Below are 22,498 nucleotides of genomic sequence, written 5' to 3' on the forward strand. Positions count from 1 at the left end.
CAATTAAACATATCATTTTTATTATTTCTGAGTCCGTTCATCAATATTTTACCCCACTTTTAATTTATACAATGACAACAAAAGTGAGAGCTTAATTTACAACTATGAGTAAAGTGACGGTTCACCGCAATGGGGTTATAGAAACGGAAATTGAATTCGTTAATACCGACGCGACCTTACTAAATTCATTACAAAAAAATTCGGTAGATATGCTGTATCACTGTAAAGAAGGCTTTTGTGGTGCCTGTCGCTGCAAACTAAAGTCAGGCTCTATTTCTTATATCAACGAACCACTTGCCTTTGTCAGAAAAGGTGAAATACTCACCTGTTGTAGTGTACCAAACGAAGATATTGAGATTGAGATCTTGTAATTATTAACTCAAGAGTGGTTCAACACACGAGCGGATCCAGGATAAGAAATAGAAGGTACCAGAGTAAAATTACATTACCCACTTACTCTTTACCTAATACCATACTCCAACAGAATTGAAATCTTGAATTAAATCACTGTTCAAAGAAACTCTAATTTAAACAATAAGAAACTGGTGTAACTGGTTTATACAATCCATAATGCAGCATGGTTATTATTATTTTGAAAGTTCTCAATGAAAGCGTTTGATTTTACTGAAGTAAGACACATATTAAAGTTGGCCATTCCGTTATTGTTAACTCAAATTACCGCCAGTTTAATGTTCTTTACTGACACAGTAATGGCCAGTAAAGCTGGACACGTTGATATGGCATCAGTGTCTATTGCTACCGGCTTATGGTCTCCAGTTATTTTCTCTGCTCAAGGCTTGTTAATTGCGGTTACACCGGTTATTGCGCATTTATTTGGCTCAAGTAAAGGTAGCAATAGTAACCAAGCTCAAATGGTTTCTACTTTATTCCAAGGTGCTTATATTGCTGCGGCGATTACCATAGTCATTGTATTTATATTCCAGTTTGTTCATATTCCATTAGATAACCTTAATTTAGAACCTGAATTACACGAAAAATCCTTAGGCTATTTACACTATGTGGTTTGGGGCATCTTACCAACCTGTTTGTTCTTTGCATTACGTGCTTTTTGTGAAGGTATTAGTGTCACTAAACCTGCATTAATCGTTAGTGTTATTGCATTACTTGCCAATATTCCGCTTAACTACATATTTGTATTTGGTAAGTTTGGCGCACCTGAATTAGGTGGTGCTGGATGTGGACTTGCCACCGCAATTGTTCAGTGGATAAGCTTAATCAGTTTGCTTATTTACTTTAGTATTTCACGTAAATTAAAGCACTATCAAATATTTAAACATGTAGAAAAACCTAATATTGAAAGCATTAAAATGCTTTCAAAACTTGGAACACCTATCGCTCTGTCTTTGTTGTTTGAATCGAGTCTTTTTGCCTTTATGGCACTGTTTATCGCTCCACTTGGTTCAATTGCCGTTGCCGGACATCAAGTAGCCTTTAGTTATAGCGCCGTAGTGTTTATGTTCCCGTTAAGTTTAGCCATGGCCGCCACTATACGAATTGGCTATTTAAAAGGTGTTGGAGATTTAACTAAACTAAAGCGTTCGATCAAAACCTGCTTTTTTATGGCCTGTAGTTTTGGTACTTTAGTGATGATAACCACCCTTTTATTCCGTGAACAAATTATCCTTATATACACGTCAAATCCAGAAGTTGTGGCGTTAGCTGCGAGTATTTTAATTATCACCGCGATTTATCAATTGCCCGATGCAATCCAAGTAATGGCTGCGGGTATATTTAAAGGATTAAAAATCACTAAACCGCTGTTTTACATCACCTTTATCTCTTATTGGCCGATTGGATTTACCTTAGGTTACTTATTAGGTAGAACCGATTACATAGTCCCTGCTATGGGGCCTCAAGGGTTTTGGGTTGGTACGGTTATCGGTTTAACCACCGCTTCCGTGTTGTTCCTTATATGGCTTAAGATAACCATGAAAAAATTGGACTTCACAGTCGCGGCTTAATGTAACGATTTAATCTGACGAACATGCATAAAAAAAGGTGAACCTAAGTTCACCTTTTTGCTTTTTATCTTATATGGTTTTTCTTATATAGATAAAACCAACTAAACATAGTTTTTATTCATCTGTTAAGGTCATTAACGATGTATTACCGCCAGAAGCTGTAGTATCAATACTTATGGTCTTCTCAGTCACTAAACGTTGGATTAAGTTATCGTTATATTCAGCGGTTATCGTTGGTAAAATAGCGCCAACACGTTGCGCTAATTTATGTGCAACATACGCACTACGACGACATTCTGAGTCAATAACTACACCAGCTAACGATTCATGCTCTAATAAAGGCTGTAGGTGTTCTAATTTGGCTACTTGCAACACGCCTTTATCGGCACCGGTTTTGTTGAATTTATTCATAAATTCAACACCTTCTTCATAAAACACGTCTGAAACCACGGCAATAACAGTGTTACCTGTTGATAAAGCCGTAATAATAGACATTACCCAGTAATGGAATGTTGCGTCTTTATCGGCAAAACAAACCAACGTACCTCTTGGCTCCAAGTACAAAATATTAGACTCACCTGTTGGCCCTGGCAATACCGTTGGCTTTTTCAGTTTACGTTCTATATCAATTAACTGAGAACGGGCGGTTGCTAAGGTTTTATCTAAGTTATCCGCGAACTCAACCGTATGTTCAACTGTAGCCATTTCAGCCAATAATTGACGCACATGAGAAGTACGAGTATTTAAGTCGGCTAAGCGCCATGACTTCTCACCTTCCTGCGCTTTATCCATTAACTTATTAGCTTCTTTAATGGACTTATCTGTTGGCTCTAGCGCTTCATCATCTAATACTAATTCATCTTCACTTGGTGTTGATTTTTCTTGTAACAAACGTGGTAAATAGTTTGGACCGCCCGCTTTTGGACCTGTACCAGATAAGCCTCTACCACCAAATGGTTGAACGCCAACCACAGCACCAATCATATTGCGGTTAATGTAAACGTTACCCGCACGTGACTTTTTAGCTAAGGCAATAGCACGGCTTTCAATACGTGAATGAATGCCCATAGTTAAACCAAAGCCCGTTGAGTTAATTTGCTCAATAACCTTGTCTATGTCTTTACCAGAAAAACGAATGACATGGACACATGGACCAAATACTTCTTTTTGTAACTGGCTAATATCGCTAATTTCATACAAACGAGGTGCAAAGAAATGACCGTTTTTCGTTTCTTCACCCATTTCACATTGATATAACAACTCCCCGTGAGTCTGCATATACTCTGCGTGTTCGTTCAATGCTTTTAATGCTTTGGTATCAATCACAGGACCAACATCGGTTGATAACATAGCTGGGTTACCAATATGCAGCTCTTTCATTGCGCCTTTGATCATACGAATAACGTTATCGGCAATATCGTCTTGCACAAACAATACACGTAACGCTGAACAACGTTGGCCTGCACTTTGGAAACCAGAAGCAATAACATCATCAATAACTTGCTCTGGTAACGCTGTAGAGTCAACTATCATGCAATTTTGCCCGCCAGTTTCACCAATAAATGGAACTTGCTCACCACCACGTTGGGCTAGAATTTGAGAAATTAATGTACCTGTTTGTGTAGAACCGGTAAACATAACCGCAGCCACTCTTGAGTCTGGTAATAATACCTTACCTACATCAGAGCCTTGAGCAATAACAGACTGAACAACGTTCTCTGGTAAACCAGATTCAATCAATAATTCAATTGCACGTAATGCAATTAAACTTGTTTGCTCTGCAGGTTTAGCGATAACGGCATTACCAGTGACAATTGCCGCAGCAACTTGGCCTAGGAATATTGCTAGCGGGAAGTTCCAAGGGCTGATACATAAAATAACACCACGTGGTTCTAAACGCGTATCTTTTGCTAATACTTCAGCTTCATTGGCGTAATAACGACAGAAATCCACCGCTTCACGAACTTCATCAATACCGTCTTGAGCCGTTTTACCTGCTTCTTTAATACAAAAAGCAATTAACTCGTCCATGTTTGCTTCTAATGCATCAGCTGTTTTTCTTAATACCTCAGCACGAACCTTAACTGGAGTTGTAGACCAAGTATTAAAAGCCGTTTGGCCTTTATCTAACATGGCCAACATATCATCTTGATCAGCAATTTTTACACGGCCTATCACTTCATCCAAATTAGCCGGGTTAATTACCGCTAATTCATTGTCTGCTAAAGTTGAAATATCAATTTGGTTTTTCTCAAACCAGTTATTAAGATTATCTCGAAGTGGAGATATTTTAGTAATGTCGGTTAAATCCATGCCTTTTGAATTAGCGCGTTCGTCACCAAATAAGGAAATTGGCAATGCAATTTTCTCATTGTAGATTTGTTCTACTCTGTGAGTGCGCTCAACAGGATCTTCTAATAAAGATTCAACTGGTTTATCAACATCAACAATCGCGTTTACAAATGACGAGTTAGCCCCATTTTCTAATAAACGTCTTACCAGATAAGCCAACAAATCTTCGTGCACGCCAACTGGTGCGTAAACACGACATTGAATTTTTTCTTTGCTCACTATTTGATCATATAAGGTATCGCCCATGCCATGTAGACATTGGAATTCAAATCCTTCTTTATCATTACCGGCTAATTCTAAAATTACCGATGCCGTGTAACCATTGTGCGTAGCAAATTGTGGATAAATAGTATCGCGATACTCTAATAGCTTATTTGCACACGCGTGGTAAGACACGTCTGTAGAGGCTTTACGAGTAAATACTGGATAATGCTCTAAACCATCTTTTTGCCCGTTTTTGATCTCAGTATCCCAGTACGCACCTTTAACTAAACGCACCATTATCTTGCGACCAACTCTTAATGTAAGTTGTCGCAACCATTCGATAACAAAAAACGAACGTTTTTGATAAGCCTGAACCGCAAGACCAAAACCATTCCAACCATTCAATTCTTTATCTGAGAAGACAACTTCAATAACATCTAAAGAAATATCTAAACGCTCAGATTCTTCAGCATCAACCGTTAAGCCAATATTGTATTGTTTGGCTAATAAACAGAGTGCTTTTAATCTTGGAACAACCTCATCCATTACGCGGTCACGGTGACTAAATTCATAACGAGAGTGGATAGCAGATAGTTTTATGGAAATACCAGGACTGGTACGTGGACCTTTTCCCTGTGCTACTTTGCCAATAACGTGAATGGCTTTTATGTATGCATCGTAATATTTGTCAGCATCTTCCATGTTACGGGCACCTTCCCCTAACATGTCGTAAGAATATACATAACCGTTGCGTTCTTTTTCGATAGCTCGTTCTGTTGCAGCTTCTATGGTTTCGCCCATAACAAACTGTTTACCCATTATTTTCATGGCAACGTTCATTGCTTTACGAATAACAGGCTCTGATACTTTACCTAACGTACGTTTAACAACACCAAAGTCTTTCTTTAAATTACTATCAGAATACTTAACCATGCTGCCGGTTAACAATAAGCCCCAAGACGAGGCGTTAACAAACATAGAGTCACTTGAACCTAAGTGAGAACTCCACTGGCCTTGTGATAATTTGTCACGGATTAATTCGTCCTGTGTTTTTTTATCTGGAACACGTAATAATGCTTCGGCTAAACACATGAGTACTATGCCTTCTTCTGAAGACAGTGAATATTCATTTAACAGTGCGTCAATACCGCCAGAGCCTTCAGATTCAAATCTGATCTGTAGCACCATTTTACGCGCACGTTCCCACGCTCGACTTCGAGCAGCCATGCTAATTTCAGCTTCCGGTAATAGATGTTTTATCGCTGTTTTTTCATTAATGCGATAGTAATCACGGATTTTCTGACGAATTGGACAATCTGTCATCAAGTTGCCATTAAACAACATAAGCGTAAACCTTTATAATTAGTGGTGTGTGGGCGTAATATTAGCGGGCATTCTAGTCCACCAACTCAACTTTTTGCTAATCAATTATTTTGAAACGCAACTATAAACAAAACTAATGCTTAACCCTAAATTTATTAGTATAAAAATTGTTGGTTTTATTTAGCTATTTTAACGAAAAACAAACTAACTTTATTGATATTAGCTTATATTTTCAGATAGTTATGACTATTTCACTATAAAGTAAAAAATATTTAGTAGACTAAGTTTCTGAGCCTTAAACAGAGAGAATTTAGGCTCACATAAAGCAAACTAATCTTAAATGGCTATTAACTTAGGTTAAATTAGTTTGATATTGGTAATATTATTTAGGAATACTTATTGATTATCTTTAATCCCAATATGAAACCGTATCCGTTTGTTTTTTAGCTTTCTTAATTGGCGTATCTTCCATAGGTGTTCCTAGGTACATAAAGCCAATAACCTCATCTAATTCTGTTAAACCTAGCGCTTCATTTACATACTGGTTTTGCGAGTAATTCCCCGTACGCCAAATTCCGTTAAAACCTTGGGCAAACGCCGCCAACTGCATATTATGTAAGGCACAAGCCGTTGTCGCTACCTGCTCTACTCTAGGCACCATGTCATGGTGTTTGTATTTGCAAATACCAATAATGATCATAGGCGCACGAAGCGGTAAGATTTTCGCTTTTTCTATCGCTGCATCATCAAAACCTGACTTAATAGCCGCTTGATGATAAATATCAGCGAGTTTTGTTAAGCCATCGTTTTGACAAACAATGAATTCAAATGGTGAAAGGTTTGCATGATCTGGCACTCGGTGTGCAGCGGATAATATATTGTCTAATGCTTCACCGCTTGGCGCTGGATCTACAAGTTTGTTATAAGACGAGCGAGTTAATAAAAGATCTAATGCATTCATAATAAAGCTTCTTGATAAATAAGAAGGTAATCTTACCTTAAAAAAACACAGCTAAAAAGGATGCGAAGGTATCTTGGATTTATCCGAAATAATATCCCCTATTGCTTATAAATCAGATTAAAGATCAGAATAGATAACGACAAAATTGTTTATACCAAATAATCAATGCTGCTGTTGCACTTACGAGTTGAATCCGCGTAATCTGTATTGCTAGTTATTCTGGATTAAGTCATAGAACTTAAGTCAAAAAGTTTGTATTGTTACACCCATTAACTAATTTATAGTTTCTTATTTCACTAAAGAAGGAAAGATATGAAATCACCTCCAACTGATTTAGAAAAAAAAGAACGCTTACAAAGAGCTAAGAATAAATTTCAACTGATAAGACGTCAGTTAAACAATCAAAAAGCCAGTAAACATAAACTATTGGGTTTGGTACAAGAGTTGGCCTCTCAGCGACCAGATGTAACGGTAAAAATACTGAAAAAATGGATTGATACTAATAAATAGTATTGATCTATTTGATGAAATACCTAGTCCATTTTAGGTATTTGATACGCGATATTTTGGTGAAATCTAACCATCAACTGGTTTGACTCTGGTTCAATATCCAACTTTTTAGTAATTTGTTTTAACGCGCTTTGAATACGATTTACAAATCGACCGTAGGCTTTGTTATTAATATCATTTTCATTAGCAACAAAAATTAAGGTAAAGGTATTGGTTAAAATTGTGCTATTCCATTTAGCAATGCAGTTCTGATCTTCCTCTGCATTAAAACCTAAATAAATTAACTCACCGTCATTATGCACAAAGCTATGTTTACTTGAAGCCACAATTGGATGGCGACCATTAGCGATCATCACTGCATTTTTTATAGCTAACTCGTCAGTCACCTGTGCAACCACATAAGATATTTTGCTATAAAGCTCATTATAAGGTGCAGTATGTGTGGCGGTTTTATTCATTTTCTCCACCATAGTTTCATTAATTGGTATCTCTGCAACTATGTAACCCATTTGGTTATTTAATGGCGGAATTAATACCGACTGCTGTTTGTATCTGTGTTTAACTTGACGCAGTTCATGGGTGGATGTTTTTTTATCCCCTTTTTCCGCACTAAATAAGTCATAGGTTATGTACTGATGGTCTTTTATCTTAATTAAATTGGATGAAAAACCCATAGTTTCAGCTAACTCTACTGCCATCTCCACTGCTTTTTGGTGTAATTCAAAAGCAGATTGCCTAATTTCACCACCATTAGCCAGTACAAGTAAACTCACCTTCTTAGCGGTTTTTGTACGGTCATAATAACTTTGAAAACCTTTGTGGTTATTTGGATCGTAAAACACAATTAATTGTTCTTGAGTTTCAATCACTTGTGACTCTTCGCCGTAACGTAAACGTACCAGCTTATCGTTAGCCACAAATAATCCACTTTTAATGCCGTTTCTTTTGCTAATAGAGATAAACGATTGTTTAAGCTGCATATAAAAGTCGGATAAGACAAATTCATTAATTTCTGTTTCACCAGAAACGGTTTGTAATAATTCAGACGTAATTGGGAGTTCGACAATTAAATAATGATTTTCACGATTAGTGGCAGGTACGTAGACTTTGTTAGCATTAAACTTCTTGCTAGTATTTGTTGTAATAGTCGTATTCAACATATCTTCATTTCCTTATTTAATTTGGCTGTAAATTAACAAGGAGTTATGTCGGCTAAGTGACTTATTTATGACGGTTAAGTGACATCCAAAAAGTGAAATTGATACAAAGCCTCTCAAATTTAATCAGAAGCTGTAGACGTTTTTTATGGATACCAGTTCATACAAAACATAATAGTGTTGGTATTACGTTAACAGCTAGATTAAAATCGCGATCCGCTTCTAAAATTAAGTTAATAATATGCCTTCAGTATTCGTACAAGCCGACCGCGAGAAAACACTCAAACGCAAACATCCTTGGATCTTCTCTAAAGGTGTCACCAAAATTGAAGGCGAACCGCAATTAGGCGAAACTGTCGATGTATTCTCAGAAAGCGGTAACTGGTTAGCTAAAGGCGCTTACTCTCCACATTCCCAAATACGAGTTCGTATTTGGAGCTTTGAAAAGCGCCCTATTAACAAACAATTCTTCATTGAAAAAATCGAACGCGCTAGAACCATACGCAAACCTATCATCAAACGTGACGGATTAACGGGATACCGTTTGTTATGTGCAGAGTCTGACGGTTTACCAGGTGTAACAGCAGATATTTACAATGACACGATTGTTATCCAGTTATTAAGTGCGGGTGCAGAATACAAACGTGATTTGATTTTTGATGCCCTTAAGCATTGTTATCCAGAATTTAATATCTTTGAACGTTCAGATGTTGATGTGCGTAGCAAAGAAGGTTTACAAAAATCATCCGGTTTAGTACATGGCAAAATGCCAAAGCAAGTGATCATTGAAGAAAACGGCATTAAAGCTTATGTGGACATAGCTCAAGGGCACAAGACAGGATATTACGTTGACCAACGTGACAGTCGCGCTGCATTAGAAAAATATGTTAAAGGCAAATCAGTATTAAACTGCTTTAGTTACACAGGTACATTTGGCTTATACGCATTACGTGGTGGTGCTAAATCAGTGGTGCAAGTTGATGCTTCACAAGATGCACTGGATATTGCCGCGAAAAACGTTGAATTAAACAAACTCAACATAAACAAAATGTCATTACTTAAAAAAGACGTATTTAAGTTATTACGTGAATACCGCGACAACGGCACCAAGTTTGACGTTATTGTTATGGATCCGCCTAAATTTGCTGAGTCTAAAGCTAAGTTAAACGACGCATGTCGCGGTTATAAAGACATTAATATGTTGGCAATGAAGCTGCTTAATCCAGGTGGTTATTTATTAACCTTCTCTTGTTCTGGTTTAATGGAAACGGCATTATTCCAAAAGATTGTTGCTGATGCTGCACTAGATGCTAACCGAGATATGGTATTTGTGGAGCGCTTAAGCCAAGCTCAAGATCATATTGTTGGCAGCGCATACCCAGAAGGTTTCTACTTGAAAGGCTTTGTTTGTCAGGTGTTCTAGCCTGGCTTACATAAATGACATGCTAGATCTCCTTAATATTAGGAGGTCTAGTAAAAGTAACGCTTCTGCGATAACTTAACGTTTTTCCTTTTTAGGAAGATACAATAACAACAAGACAGCCAAAGGACCAAATATAAGTCCTCCTACTCCCCAAAACCCTGATCGTCTGTTTTTTTTACCCGCTATTAACCAACAAATAGCTTCGCAAACGATATTAATGGATATTATGATCAGTCCCATTATTTATTCCTTTATATTCATGAGTTTGCAAACTTAACTGCTGCATAAAACTTTTAGGTTCATCCAATGTTTGAGTCAACACTTGAGCCAATAACTGCGTTAACTCTCTACTGGCTAACTCATTAAAGTTGTCTGACTGAGGATTAGCATAACCATGTTTTAACTCAACTTGAGCAATATCAACATTCTGTTTTGTAACAAGATGTTGGATCACAGATTCTACATCAAAGTGATCTTCGGATTTTGGGAATACTAGACTAAATGGAATTTGAGGCGTTAACTCTAACGAGTGACGAATTTGACCAGGGTAAAAACCAATACAATGTTTAACTTTATCTTTAACAAAAGACATAGCAGCAACTTGCCATAATGCCGATGCACCAGCACTAAAGCCAACGCAAATTATAGGCTCATTTGTTTCTTGAGTAGCTTGTTGTAATGCTTGTTCTACTTTTTCAGCGTAACTATCCATCCCCCCACTAAATTGGAACTGCTGATAAGCTTGTTCTTCGTTAGCAAATAAGGTTACATCCGTTAATGAGTCATATGGAGCAATATAAGGACTAGTATAAGGGCTAAGACACATGGCATTGTGTCCTTTTGCGCGCCAAGCTTGGATTAACGATTGGCACCAATTGGTTTCACCAAATATATCTGTAATTAAAACTAACAAGTTTTTAACTCCAATCTTACAACTGACTTAATAGTCGCAATAATAGCCGAATCGATATGTTAGCAAAAAAATTAGATAAATAAGTGACAAACTTAATGGCGAAATCGGCATTAGTCTATTATTTTTGTTAGTAAGAACAAATTGTTAACTTATAAAAAATATATTGGTGCTTAATGTCAGAACAAGAAAGTTGTAAATACCACAACCCTGAAGGTAAACAATGCGAAAGTAAAAATATGGGCGCTGGATATTGTTTTTGGCACGACAAAAACATAGATAAAAGCGGAATGGATTTATCTGAGCGTTTGCAAAACTACGCTGCCGACGGCGGTATGATGCAAGGTTTACAACTCAAACAAGCTAACTTAAAAAATATTCGCTTGGTTAGACGTGGCTGCTCTGTTGGTTACGATATGCGTGATGCTGACTTGTATCATGCCAATATGGATAACGCTCACTTATTTAATATCAATCTGTCTGGTTCTTCATTAATGAAAACCAAATTGAATAATTCAAAACTGCATAAAGCGAATCTACAAAATACTAATTTGTTAGGTGTAAAGTTAGCTAATGCCCGTATCGACAATATTAAAATTGGATCGGAGCTTCAACAAGAAGCTATTGCCAAGCAAGCTGATCTGGAAAATGACCGAGAAAAAGCCATCGACAATTACGAACAGTCTGAAGAAATTTATCGTAATTTAAGAAAAACGGCAGAGTTAGACGGTTTACATATTCTAGCGGGACGTTTAGCGCACCAAGAATTAGTTATGCGCCGTAAGCAATATGCGCCTTATTCTAAAGATAGACTTGTATCTAAGGCGGTAGACTTATTCTGCGGTTATGGCGAGAGTCCAATGAATGTCATTGTGTTCTCATTGGGTATGATTTTATTTTGTGCCATTTTATATTTTATCTTTGGTATAAAAGAAGCTGACTCCATTATACAAATGTCTTTAGCTAATTCCTTTGTTGATAACTTATATAACTTTTTCTCAACTATTTACTTTAGCGTAGTGACCTTTACAACTTTGGGGTATGGCGATATTACGCCAGTTGGATTTTCAAGGTTAATTGCCACCATAGAAGCATTTATTGGTAGCTTTGCATTGGCCTTATACGTTGTGGTTTTTGTGCAAAAAACCACACGTTAAAAGGATGTATGGCTGTAGTTTTAGGCTATAAGGTAAATTAAACGTTTAGGGAAAGATAAAGCCTGTTTATTTTTGAGTAAACAGGCTTTTTTGTGAGTTTGTTTATCCCGTTGCTTGTAACTTGGTTTTTAACATCAAGCTTAAGCCTGACTGTCTTATGGTTGCCTTGTTTACAGCCTGCTGTATTTCCTGTGCCTGACCAAACAAGGTGAATTGTTTTTTCGCTCGGGTTAAGCCGGTGTACAAAATCTCTTTAGATAAAATCTTATTGTTTTGATTTGGCTCTGGTAACACCAAGGCCACATGACTGAACTCTGAGCCTTGGCTTTTGTGAACTGTCATCGCGTATACGGTTTCGTGCTTAGGCAAACGTTGGCAAGCTACCGTTAATACTTCACCGTCGGCTTGGATAAAATACGTCATTAACTGTTTTGTAACACCATCAATTAACTGTAAACCAATATCGCCGTTATATAAGCCTAAGTGATAGGCATTCTCTGAGATCATAATTGGTCGGCAATGATAATGCTGATCGTATTGATCCACCAACCTGCGACTAGCAAGTCGAGTTTTAATATGACGATTAATTCCCTCAATGCCGTGTTCACCATCTTTAACACAGGTTAATATTTGGAACTGCTGCAAGTGATTAAACAACGTCTGTAGCAATAATACTTTCTGCTTTGTGTCCGTACTCTCAGTAAATGCTTTGGCTTCTTCAATTAAGGCTAATTGATGTTTAAAGCTGTGCTCTATTAATAAGTGATAATTATCTAGCTCTGGTTTTATCCAGTTAAGCTCATTGCTAGACAACTTCTGTGAATCTGTGTTGGCGTGCTCAGATAACAAGCTAATAACTTTGTGGCTATTACCTAAATTAATTTCAGTGGCTAAACGCCCTATTAAACCTGCAGCGTTAAAACGATAACTCTTTTTAAGTTCTACCACTAAGTTTAACGATTCAGTTTCAGGTCGACAAAGCTCAGATAAAACGTTGCCTGTTTCTACTGACGATAGCTGTTGTTTATCGCCTAACAAAATAACTTGAGCGTGTGCAGGCACGGCTGATAGTAATTTACTCATCAAGCTTAGGTCGACCATAGATGCTTCATCAACAATCAAGACATCTAAAAACAGCTTATTGTTTTCATTGTAAGCAAAATCATTTAAACCTTGAGGCTTAAGTAATCTATGAATTGTGACGGCCTTATTGGGAATTGAGCTTTTAGTCTCTTGGTCTACGTCTATATTGGTCAGCGAGTTACTAATGGACTCAGCTAAACGTTGTGCCGCTTTCCCAGTTGGCGCGGTAAGTTGAATGTTTAATCCACTTTTTGAGTCATGCGCTTTATACAATTGTACTAACGCAGCTAAAAGCTTAACCACAGTGGTTGTTTTACCTGTACCTGGCCCACCAGAAATAACCGAAAACGACTTAGTGATTGAATTGATAACCGCTTGTTTCTGCCAGTCAATCTCGTTACTTGTATTATCAATTACTTGATCAAGGCCTTGGCTTGGCGGAAATAACTCCGCCACCTTACTTTCAACTTGTTCATTACTAAGAGCATCAAACCAATATGATTTACTGCTACTTGGCTTAGTGTTCTCTTTAAGATTGGTATTTGAGCTAATAAACTTAACCACTGAATGTTCATAATTAAAATAACGGCGCATATATAAACATTGCTGGAATAACACTAATGGCGTTTCGTCATGTAATAGATTTTTATGCAGTGACTCTTCAACTAGAGCGCCTTTACTTTCAATCAAACCGCTTTGATCTTCAACCAATCCGCTACGCAGCATAATATCTTGCAAGTCAGTATTGGTAACTGCACATTGGGTTAGTACATTTTGAGTTAAGCTGTGGCTTTGAAGCTCTGGTGCTAACCAACCAAAAGGTTGCGCTAAATTAAGAAGCTCTAAGTTTAAACACGAATCTTGCAAACTCATGTCATAACTTAACTTGGCAGACAGCAACAAGATCAAATTTATCTCTGCTCTGGTTAAACTAGCGTGAGTCTGAGCGCCTGATTCAGAGAGGATCACAAGCTCGCCATACATAAAACAAGCAAAGTGATAATCCATAGACTGAATAACTTGATGTTGTTTTAACAACAACAGCCACTGTAATGTTTCTGGTAATTCCCGGTTAGCTAAGTTTTCTGTGTTGGTTAGACCTTGAACAAAAATAGACGTGTCAGCAAACCACTGCTTAACGTGCTTGGTTGTCGACGTTGGTGTGTCCTGGCTTTGTGAGCTTGTGGTTGTATTGTTGTTATCAGTCAAAATCAAACCCCATTTGTGGTACTGCTTTTGTTTTATCTTTTGTAAGTGCAGTTTCTGCTTCGGTATTCGCTACTATGCTTTTTACTGAATTTTCGCCTTTATCATTTAACGCAGAATCCAAATATTCAATCACATCTTGTTTGATGTTCATTGTGTACACACCCGTTTGATCTTGCTCTGTCCCTTTGTCATTCATGCCACGTAAAAATAAATACATGGCACCACCAACATGCTGATTGTAATCGTAATCTTGTAAACGGGTTTTTAACCAACGATGTAATGCCAAGGTATAAATCAAAGCTTGTATTTCATAATGATGATCGGACATGGAAACGGCCAAATTAGCTTGCGTATACGATGCAAAATCATCACCTAAGTAGTTAGATTTATAATCCAGCACATAATATTTACCTTGATGATGTACCGTTAAATCGATAAAACCTTTAACAATGCCGGACAATCCAGCTTGTTCTGCACCATTTTCTAAAAAGTGACCAAAGTGTACAGGTTTCAAGCCCATCATTCGTAACGCGTTACAAATAATAACTGAATTTAGTGTGGCAAAATTAAAGTAAAACTCCATTTCAACCAGACAGTTAGCTTGATTTACATCGGCTAATGACCAACTTGTGTGGTTACCGCTCTCAGATTGGTTACGCGTTACCATCGCGTTTGATATTTGCTCAGTTAAACTGCAATTTATAACTTGTTGCATCCATTCAACCGCAACAGATAGCCATAAAGTATCTATTCCGTATCGGGTTAATCCGGCCTCTACAACATCCGCTTGTTCTGCTATTGGTTGTTGGAAATTAACATTCTCTAAAATCCAATGTAAACAAGTACCGGCGTTAGCGCCTTTAGGAAATGAGAATCGATTCAGTTGTGGTTCTTGCTTTTGTTCTGGCTGTGATTTACTTATTTCTGAATTAGTTAAAACCGTCCCAGATGAGGTTTGTTCATCGGATAACCCAGGCACCCATATATCGTTAAGTTGCTCTTGAGCAATACTCACAGTAGCAGCTTTGTCGGTTTCAATAACCTTTGTATTGTCTAAATGATGTGCCCCGGCCACTAATGACGAGTAACTCAGCATTTTCCAGCTGTCCTTTACGTCACCGTTAAACGGGATAAACGCAAGCGGAGCGTTATGATCATTCTGTAAGTTCACACCTGTGTGTTTAGCTTGGTTAAACTGCGTGACCAATAAATCTTCCGCCAATGACGAGTAAGTAAAGCAAGTACCTTGGCTGTTTTCAGCGTTAACAAAACGTTCACAGGTTTGTTGTATTAAGTCATTACTCGGTTTTTGATCTGTGGCTATTTCGCCCAGCAGTAATTGCCCTATCCCAGTGTTATCAAGCACTAAGCGTTTGTAGCCATCTAACAAGTTGAATACACCAATCACCAATTTATAAATCGGTCTGGTCATAGCAACGTATAACAAACGTAAGTCTTCGGCTAAACGTTCCCCCTCGGCTTGTTGTAGTTCTTGTTTACGGTTATCAACCCGATACGTTAAGCCTTGTTTATCGTTTGAAATCTCTGATCCATTGGTTTTATTAGACGTATAAATGGCCGATTTAGCCGCTTTAAACTCGCAAACAAAAGGCAAATATACAATTGGGTATTCCAAGCCTTTAGAAGCGTGTAGCGTGGCTATCTGTACTAAGTTACTGTCTGACTCCAACCTTAGTTGTTGATCGTCTGTGGCGTCGCTCCAGCTATCCTCAGAGATAACTTGTTGTTCAAACCAATGTAATAACTTCTCAACACCAGCGTGTTTAACCGACTGCTGCTGAATAAGCTCAGACAAATGGCGTTGGTCGGTGATTAACCTTTCGTATTCGGTTGGTTCCAATAACTGCCAATTTGATAATGTGTCGGCTTGTAAAATAATGTATTCAATGGAACTGGATATTTGGCCGTAAGTCCATGTTTGATGGGCGTTATAAAACCATTCTAGGTGCTGTTGCCATAAAACGGGATCGTGTTGAAGCGCAAATAACTGCTCTACGTTGTAACCAAAAAAGCGAGTTGCACAAGCCGCTCTGACTTTTTGCTCGTTAAATGGTGAGTTGATTGCCATTAACAAACGTAACAAGTCTTTGGCTAATGCGGTTTTAAATATGTTGTCGCGGCTAATAAACACAGAGCGAATATTCAATTGCGCTAAGGTTCTTTTCATTAAACCTGCTTGATTACGGTTTCTAACCAGAACACAAATATCATTGGCTTGCACAGCGCGTGTTTTGCCTGATTTGTCGATATAGGTTTTGTTTTCGCTCGCCTCTATCAAGGTTGTTTGAATTTGAGCCGCACACCATTTTGCCAATAAACCTTCCGCTTCTGGGCCTTTAAAGCCTATTTTATCTGACGCCTGTGAATCTGGCAGTAAATGACAAAACATTAGCTGATTGTCATCTACGCCATTACTCACCAGCCTATTTGATGGTGATTGGCCTGCAGATACCACTTCAAATGGGATCTCTTTTTGTTTGAAACCTTCTTCACTTTGCACAAACACTTGGTTAACGGCGTTGATTAAATTTGGATGCGAACGCCAGTTAGTGGCTAACGTATAATGCTGCGTCTCTGGCAAGTCTTGTTTAGCTTGAATGTAAGTGAAAATATCAGCGCCACGGAATTTATAAATAGCTTGTTTAGGATCGCCAATTAAAATCATATTGGACGGCACTTGTAACAGCTCAGGGCTGTCATGCTCTGGCGTACTTTCAAGAGCAGTTTCAACCGCACTTTCAACCGTATTTGAATTGTAGATGGCGTTAAAAATACCGTATTGAACTGGGTCGGTATCTTGGAATTCATCAATAAAAGCAATTGGATACTTAGTTCTGATGGCGTTTAACAGTAAGTTGTTTTTGTCTGAGCCTGAATTTCCGCTAATGGCCTGTAACAGCTGAGTTAATAAATCATCTGGGTTAATGATCTGTTGCTCATTTTTTATTTGCTGAGCACGCTGTTCTATATAGTCTTTAGCCAAAGTTAACCAATAACTTTGAAAGCCACCGTTTTTAAGTTCGTGTTCAACTTGCGCCAATTTATCGATAACTTGGCTAATAGGATGATTTAGTGGCTCTGCTTTTGCAGTGTAGTTTTTGCTGTTGTTAAGCGAGTCTGTACCCCACAAAGACCAATCGTCGTCTTTTAAAAATGGCGGGAACCAATCATCCGACTGCATAAACTCAGTTAATAACGGAATTCGTTTGTAGATTTTTCCGTTCTTTTTTAGCTGTGCATCTAACAATATTTTAGAAAAGCCGGCTTTTTGCCATTGTTGTTTTAATGTCACAATTAGTGATTGATAATCGTCCATCAAGGCACGGTAAGTCTGTTCATTCACTTGTGGAGTTAATACAATACTTTTGCCTAATACGCTGGCAATGTCTTTGTATAATCCATCTGGAGTACGCCAATTCTGTTGAAACCATGAAAATTCAGCGCCATTTAGCCCAACGACAAATTTACGCCAAAAGTCGTACAAGGCACCTTGTAAAACAGGCTTGTTGTCCATCTCAAACGTTTGCTCAAAACTAGAGTTGGTTTCAAAAGCAAACTGCTTAATACAACGGTGACAAAAACCATGAATGGTAAAGATAGATGCTTCATCAATTAAGGTGATGGCGTTTTGCAGTCTGTGATACGCGTATAATATTGCTTGTTGTATCTGCTCTGTACTTGTTTGATTCAAGCTTATTTGGTCAGGGCTAGAAGCGTCAATCCAACGTATAACAAAGGTTTTTAATAATTCAACTAAGTTACTATCAAAGTCTTTTGGACTAGAGCTTGAGCCATATAACACATTAGATAACAGAACTTGCTGGGCTTCCAATAACTTCTTTCTAACTCGATCTCTGATCTCTTGCGTCGCCGCTTCAGTAAAGGTAACTACTAAGATTTGTTCTATCGACTTAGGACGTAAATTTGGCTGGCCATCCACTAAACCTAGTAAAGCGCGTAGATACAAAGTGGTAATTGTGTAGGTTTTACCAGTACCTGCACTGGCTTCAATTAAGGCATTTTGATCAAGCGGTATGGTTAATGGGTTTAATATATTCATAATATTTACTCCGCTCCCTGACTGCTTGTTCGGCTTGAATTAGCTTCTGAGCCAACAACCAACGCACTTTTAACATCGCTCAGTACTTTATTGGCTTTGCCTTCTTGATACTGGTCAAATAATTCAGCCAAGCTAGCCTCGGTCAATTGATAAAAGCTATCGTCAAAGTCTTCTAATTTTCTCAGGTGTTTAGCTGCATACTCATCGTCCGTTAAGTTTCTTGCACTTAAACTGAAGGTACTTGGTGCAATGTGTTTGGTAATTGTATTTTGCAAACTTAACTCTGACGCCCCTGCTTGTTTTTCTTTAAACCAATCAAATGCTGGGTCGCAATGCCATTTCAACATTCTGTTTTGTTGTTTGTATTGGACAAATACGCTCACCCAAAGTGATAGCGCCTGTTGAGCTTGCTGCGGCGTTATTGGCTCAAACCAACCCAATGTATTGTCATTACCAATTAATACGGTTGTAGAGCCGTCAAAGGCCGCACATTTAGATAAATGCGTTAACCAAGCTGACAGCTTATCCGAACTTCTTATTTTACCGCTACGGACAAACACACTTGCTTGTTGTCTCTTTTGCGACATAGTGGACGAGGAGCTGGAGTTAGCGTTGCCAAACTCAAACTTTTCTATGGTCGCTTGTAGGTTCACGCTGCTAACACTGTGTTCCGTGGTTAAACTTGGTAATTCAATTTCAATAATATGTTGCTTTTTCACTAGCTTGGTTTGTTGTTTAAATGACTCGCTAGGGTCTAAATTAAGCAAGTCTTTAACTAAGTTAACCATATCTAGACTTTGTTTCTGGTAAGAATGGATAACCGACTCGCCCCACTTTTTAGCTGGGTAATTACCAGAACGTAAGGATTTGTCATTATTAAATTGATTATTTTGGTCAGTGTCAGATGCATCAGAAAAAAGCAGTTGCTCTAATAAGGCCGACTGATTGGTGTATTTTTGTAAGCCGTCATGCTGAAACACTTCATGATCGGATAAGGCGTCGTTGTTAAAGTCGAGTTTAATGTCTAACACTCTACGATAATAATATTTAATGGGATGACGCCAGAATTCGATTAAATCACCAAGGTCAATCTGTGCTTTGTTTATTTTAAGGTCGTTGTTTATATTCGTGTTTATATTACTAAGATCAAACTTTGATCCTACCTGTCCATTGAATGGATCATCAAGATCTTTAATTGGATCTTCAGGGCTGTTTTTGCGATCAAGTTGATCGATTTTCAGATCTTGTCGATCTTGCGGACGATCAAAGTGATCCTCACCTATTCCCACACTGTCTATCGTTTGTCCGTAGTGGTCACTCACTGTACTATTATTTTTCACGCTATTTTGTGTTTCACAAACATCAAACCAACGCTTAGAGTATGATTTATAAGGCTTATTTTGATTCGCTACTAAAAAATACTCTTGGTTAAATGGTTGCAATTTATGCTTGATCATCACACGATCAAGCACTTGATCTGCTAAGAATCCTTTATCCTTTGTATTGTCGACAATAAATGACTGTTGTATGTAGTCGATCAATTCCGACAAAATGACCGACGGCATTAAGCTCTGATTATTTTTTACCGACTGCCCTATAAAACTTAAATGAAGTTTATTTCTGGCTGAACTTACCGCTTCCAAAAATAAATATCGTTCATCTAATTTTGGTGAACGGTCACCTTTTCTTGGATTATTTAAGCCAACTAAGTCAAAACTGATTGGGTCAACATGACGAGGATAATCTCCGTCGTTTAATCCCAAAATACAAATCACTTTAAATGGCACTGAACGCATTGGCATCAAAGTACAAAAATTCATGCGCCCGGCCAAAAATCGTTGAGCTACTCCACTCTCACTTAAATGCTGGGCAAAAAAGTGATGAACTAAGTGATAGTTAAATTTGCCAGTAAAATCTCGGTCATCCAAATACACAGTTAATTGTGCAATGGCATTCCTAATTTTTTGAATGGTGATTTCATCGAGCTTTTTCTGATATTCAGTTTGATGCTCACCGTCTTGACCATTAGCGTTTGAAGTAAAGTCAGCCAGCGTAAATAAATGCGTAACAAACTGCTCAAGTAACTCGGTCCATTGTTCAATGGATTTATCCCCTGACAGGATTTGTTCTAATTCGCTTATAAAACTAAAGTAGTTTAGTAACTTACCCAGAATAGCTTGATTAAGCCCTTCTATTTTTTGGTAAGCCAAAATGTTATTCCACAAACCTTGTTCACCTAATGACACACCAAGCACCATACGTTTTAATCCGTACACCCAAGTGTTTAAGTCAATCTCTGGTAATTGCCATTTGGTTTTGTGTTTTGCGTCTTTTGCCCATTTGATTTGGCTTTGTTCAATCCACTGCTTGATTAAATTAATATCCCCTTGGCTCAGCTTAAAAGTGGCCATCACTGCAGGTACTTCAAGGTGATCAAACAATTCAGACACAGTAAAGCGCGACGACGGCAGCAGTAATAAGTCTACAAAGGTATTTAACAGTGGGTTTTCTTCTAAGCCACCACGGTCAGAAATGGTAAAAGGTATGTTTTGATTATGTTGGCTTTTCTGTTTGTCGAAAGGCTTACCAGCAGACTTGGTATCTACTGACTTAAAAACCGACTCAATAAAAGGCGCGTATTGGTTTACGTCTGGCACCATCACCAAAATATCTTTTGGTAATAATGTTGGGTCTTGCTCTATCCAGCCTAATAATTTGTCTTTTAATACTTCAAGCTCACGAATTCTACTGTGGCAGTTATGGATAAGTATTGAGTCGTCGTCTTTATTTAACAGCACTTTGCCAAAGTCTGAGTTTATTTGCTCTGGCGATAACGGCATTTGTTCACCACGATATTCTAAATTTAAAATATCGTTTTGTACTTTCTCCAAACTAGTAAAGCCAGCAGATGTGTCTGTTGAAGCATCGATAAAAACATCATGTATTTGAATATCTGAATTGGTTAATACATCTAAATAATCTCGGCCTACTTTGCCCCAGCTGGCAAGCAATGGATTGCCCGTTACAAAATAGTCTTCTTTATGATTGATATTCAACTGCGCTAATTCTTGTTGTTTGCTGTTTAAGCGCGCAATAGTTTTGTCACTTAAAATATCACCCCAATACTGACTACACGGATTTAGCCATAAAATTTGCACGTCAATATGCTCTGATAATGCCGTTAATACTTCCAGCTGGTGGGTTGGCAAACTTGAGATACCAAAAATAAATAGTCTATGTAATGGTTTTGGTAATGCGGCTTTTAATTGTTCTGTGCTAATGCCTGCTAGTTTTTCTAACAACAACTTATGCATACTAGCACGGTGTAACGGGCTTTGCTGTTGCTGATCAGTAAATTCGACTAAGGCTTGCCATAAAATACTTTGCCATTGCTGGCCTTTTATATCGTCCCCCATAGCGGTCTCTTCACCGGGTAAATCGGTATGGCCTTGTTGCCAATGTTTTAGCCAATGTGGGCGATACATTAAATAGTTGTCGAATACGTCAGCCACTTTTTCGGCTAACTGAAATAACCTAAGCTGTTCGTAGCTAGTTAGTTCGTTGGAGTTATAGGCTTTGGATTCATATGTCTCGGTAGATGCTGAATCTGCTGTTACTACTGGAGTTGCCGAGAGATCCGATAAATTCGCTAATCTTGTCTCAAGCTCAGAGTCCACCGATATCGGTTTTTCTGTATTCAAATAATCATTAATAGATTTAAATTCTGGCTTGTCCAAATGCTGTGGTAAAAGTTGATACAACTTCCACGTCATGCGGTCTTTATTAAACGGACTTTGCGCCGGAACATCTGGCAATAAATGCTGATACAAACGCCAAATAAAGCTACTCGGTAATGGGAAGTCGATATTAGCCGCAATGCCATTTTGCTCTGCTATTTGCAGTTTTAACCACTGAGACATACCAGGGCTGTGAACCAAAATTGTTTCAGGGGCAAGCGCATTATCACTGGCAGGAAATTGAATTTGAGTCGCCAGTAAGGTAACTAAAGCTTCTAATCGATTTGATTGATATAAAGTTAACATTGAATGCTAAAAAATCCGTTTGTTATTATTTTAACGCTGATTTGTATAGTAAGGGATCTTTGTGCGATGTGGGAGTGTTTAAAAGGAATATTTAACGATCTGA

General features: G+C 38.0%; 12 protein-coding genes. 5 read left to right on the forward strand and 7 right to left on the reverse strand.

Translation table 11 applies throughout. The features are described 5' to 3' along the window. Positions 1-104 precede the first annotated feature (104 nt). Positions 105-371: a class I ribonucleotide reductase maintenance protein YfaE gene (gene yfaE, locus Q0940_RS10405; RefSeq protein ID WP_299268057.1), complete on the forward strand. Its 267-nt coding sequence runs from the start codon at positions 105-107 to the stop codon at positions 369-371. A 234-nt stretch (positions 372-605) separates the two neighbouring features. Continuing rightward, complete coding sequence (locus Q0940_RS10410; protein WP_299268060.1) at positions 606-1,982, forward strand: MATE family efflux transporter; 1,377 nt, start codon at positions 606-608, stop codon at positions 1,980-1,982. Positions 1,983-2,096: 114 nt separating this feature from the next. On the opposite strand, the gene putA is transcribed toward Q0940_RS10410, so the two are convergent. Together putA and Q0940_RS10420 are read right to left on the reverse strand one after the other, a co-directional pair. After that, on the reverse strand, positions 2,097-5,882 hold the full coding sequence (gene putA, locus Q0940_RS10415; protein ID WP_299268063.1) for a bifunctional proline dehydrogenase/L-glutamate gamma-semialdehyde dehydrogenase PutA: 3,786 nt from the start codon (positions 5,880-5,882) through the stop codon (positions 2,097-2,099). A gap of 388 nt (positions 5,883-6,270) precedes the next feature. Further along, positions 6,271-6,822, reverse strand: coding sequence for an NAD(P)H nitroreductase (locus Q0940_RS10420; RefSeq protein ID WP_299268066.1), 552 nt, complete (start codon positions 6,820-6,822; stop codon positions 6,271-6,273). 312 nt (positions 6,823-7,134) lie between these two features. On the opposite strand from Q0940_RS10420, the gene Q0940_RS10425 reads away from it, so the two are divergent. Next, positions 7,135-7,332, forward strand: coding sequence for a hypothetical protein (locus Q0940_RS10425; RefSeq protein WP_299268069.1), 198 nt, complete (start codon positions 7,135-7,137; stop codon positions 7,330-7,332). Positions 7,333-7,355: 23 nt separating this feature from the next. Here Q0940_RS10425 and Q0940_RS10430 read toward each other — a convergent pair whose 3' ends face one another. Next, positions 7,356-8,492, reverse strand: coding sequence for a DUF3083 family protein (locus Q0940_RS10430; protein WP_299268071.1), 1,137 nt, complete (start codon positions 8,490-8,492; stop codon positions 7,356-7,358). A gap of 238 nt (positions 8,493-8,730) precedes the next feature. Here Q0940_RS10430 and Q0940_RS10435 point away from each other — a divergent pair, with 238 nt between their 5' ends. Further along, the gene (locus Q0940_RS10435; RefSeq protein WP_299268074.1) at positions 8,731-9,912 is read left to right on the forward strand and encodes a class I SAM-dependent methyltransferase; all 1,182 of its coding nucleotides are present in this window, start codon (positions 8,731-8,733) and stop codon (positions 9,910-9,912) included. 214 nt (positions 9,913-10,126) lie between these two features. On the opposite strand, the gene Q0940_RS10440 is transcribed toward Q0940_RS10435, so the two are convergent. After that, positions 10,127-10,825, reverse strand: a complete 699-nt coding sequence (locus Q0940_RS10440; protein ID WP_299268076.1) for a dienelactone hydrolase family protein — start codon at positions 10,823-10,825, stop codon at positions 10,127-10,129. Positions 10,826-10,998: 173 nt separating this feature from the next. Between Q0940_RS10440 and Q0940_RS10445 the strand changes: the two genes are divergently transcribed. Beyond that, a complete protein-coding gene (locus Q0940_RS10445) occupies positions 10,999-11,979 on the forward strand; it encodes an ion channel (RefSeq protein WP_299268080.1) in 981 nt (326 codons plus the stop codon). Between the two features lie 102 nt (positions 11,980-12,081). Here the strand turns inward: Q0940_RS10445 and recD are convergent, their stop codons facing one another. From recD to recC, 3 genes are read right to left on the reverse strand one after another with little or no spacing between them, the layout of a single operon-like run. Further along, complete coding sequence (gene recD, locus Q0940_RS10450; RefSeq protein ID WP_299268083.1) at positions 12,082-14,271, reverse strand: exodeoxyribonuclease V subunit alpha; 2,190 nt, start codon at positions 14,269-14,271, stop codon at positions 12,082-12,084. Then, positions 14,264-18,352: an exodeoxyribonuclease V subunit beta gene (recB, locus tag Q0940_RS10455; RefSeq protein WP_299268086.1), complete on the reverse strand. Its 4,089-nt coding sequence runs from the start codon at positions 18,350-18,352 to the stop codon at positions 14,264-14,266. Before recB ends, recD begins: the two co-directional genes overlap by 8 nt. A 5-nt stretch (positions 18,353-18,357) precedes the next feature. Further along, positions 18,358-22,395, reverse strand: a complete 4,038-nt coding sequence (recC, locus tag Q0940_RS10460) for an exodeoxyribonuclease V subunit gamma (protein ID WP_299268088.1) — start codon at positions 22,393-22,395, stop codon at positions 18,358-18,360. Positions 22,396-22,498 lie beyond the last annotated feature (103 nt).

This window comes from uncultured Psychrosphaera sp., from assembly GCF_947500655.1.
Classification (GTDB): domain Bacteria; phylum Pseudomonadota; class Gammaproteobacteria; order Enterobacterales; family Alteromonadaceae; genus Psychrosphaera.

Excerpts from the sequence above, each read along its gene's own strand:
- Q0940_RS10430 (WP_299268071.1), bottom strand. The coding sequence starts at position 8,492 with ATGTTGAATACGACTATTACAACAAATACTAGCAAGAAGTTTAATGCT.
- Q0940_RS10420 (WP_299268066.1), bottom strand. The coding sequence starts at position 6,822 with ATGAATGCATTAGATCTTTTATTAACTCGCTCGTCTTATAACAAACTT.
- recC (WP_299268088.1), bottom strand. The coding sequence starts at position 22,395 with ATGTTAACTTTATATCAATCAAATCGATTAGAAGCTTTAGTTACCTTA.
- recB (WP_299268086.1), bottom strand. The coding sequence starts at position 18,352 with ATGAATATATTAAACCCATTAACCATACCGCTTGATCAAAATGCCTTA.
- Q0940_RS10435 (WP_299268074.1), top strand. The coding sequence starts at position 8,731 with ATGCCTTCAGTATTCGTACAAGCCGACCGCGAGAAAACACTCAAACGC.
- yfaE (WP_299268057.1), top strand. The coding sequence starts at position 105 with ATGAGTAAAGTGACGGTTCACCGCAATGGGGTTATAGAAACGGAAATT.
- Q0940_RS10425 (WP_299268069.1), top strand. The coding sequence starts at position 7,135 with ATGAAATCACCTCCAACTGATTTAGAAAAAAAAGAACGCTTACAAAGA.
- putA (WP_299268063.1), bottom strand. The coding sequence starts at position 5,882 with ATGTTGTTTAATGGCAACTTGATGACAGATTGTCCAATTCGTCAGAAA.
- Q0940_RS10410 (WP_299268060.1), top strand. The coding sequence starts at position 606 with ATGAAAGCGTTTGATTTTACTGAAGTAAGACACATATTAAAGTTGGCC.
- Q0940_RS10445 (WP_299268080.1), top strand. The coding sequence starts at position 10,999 with ATGTCAGAACAAGAAAGTTGTAAATACCACAACCCTGAAGGTAAACAA.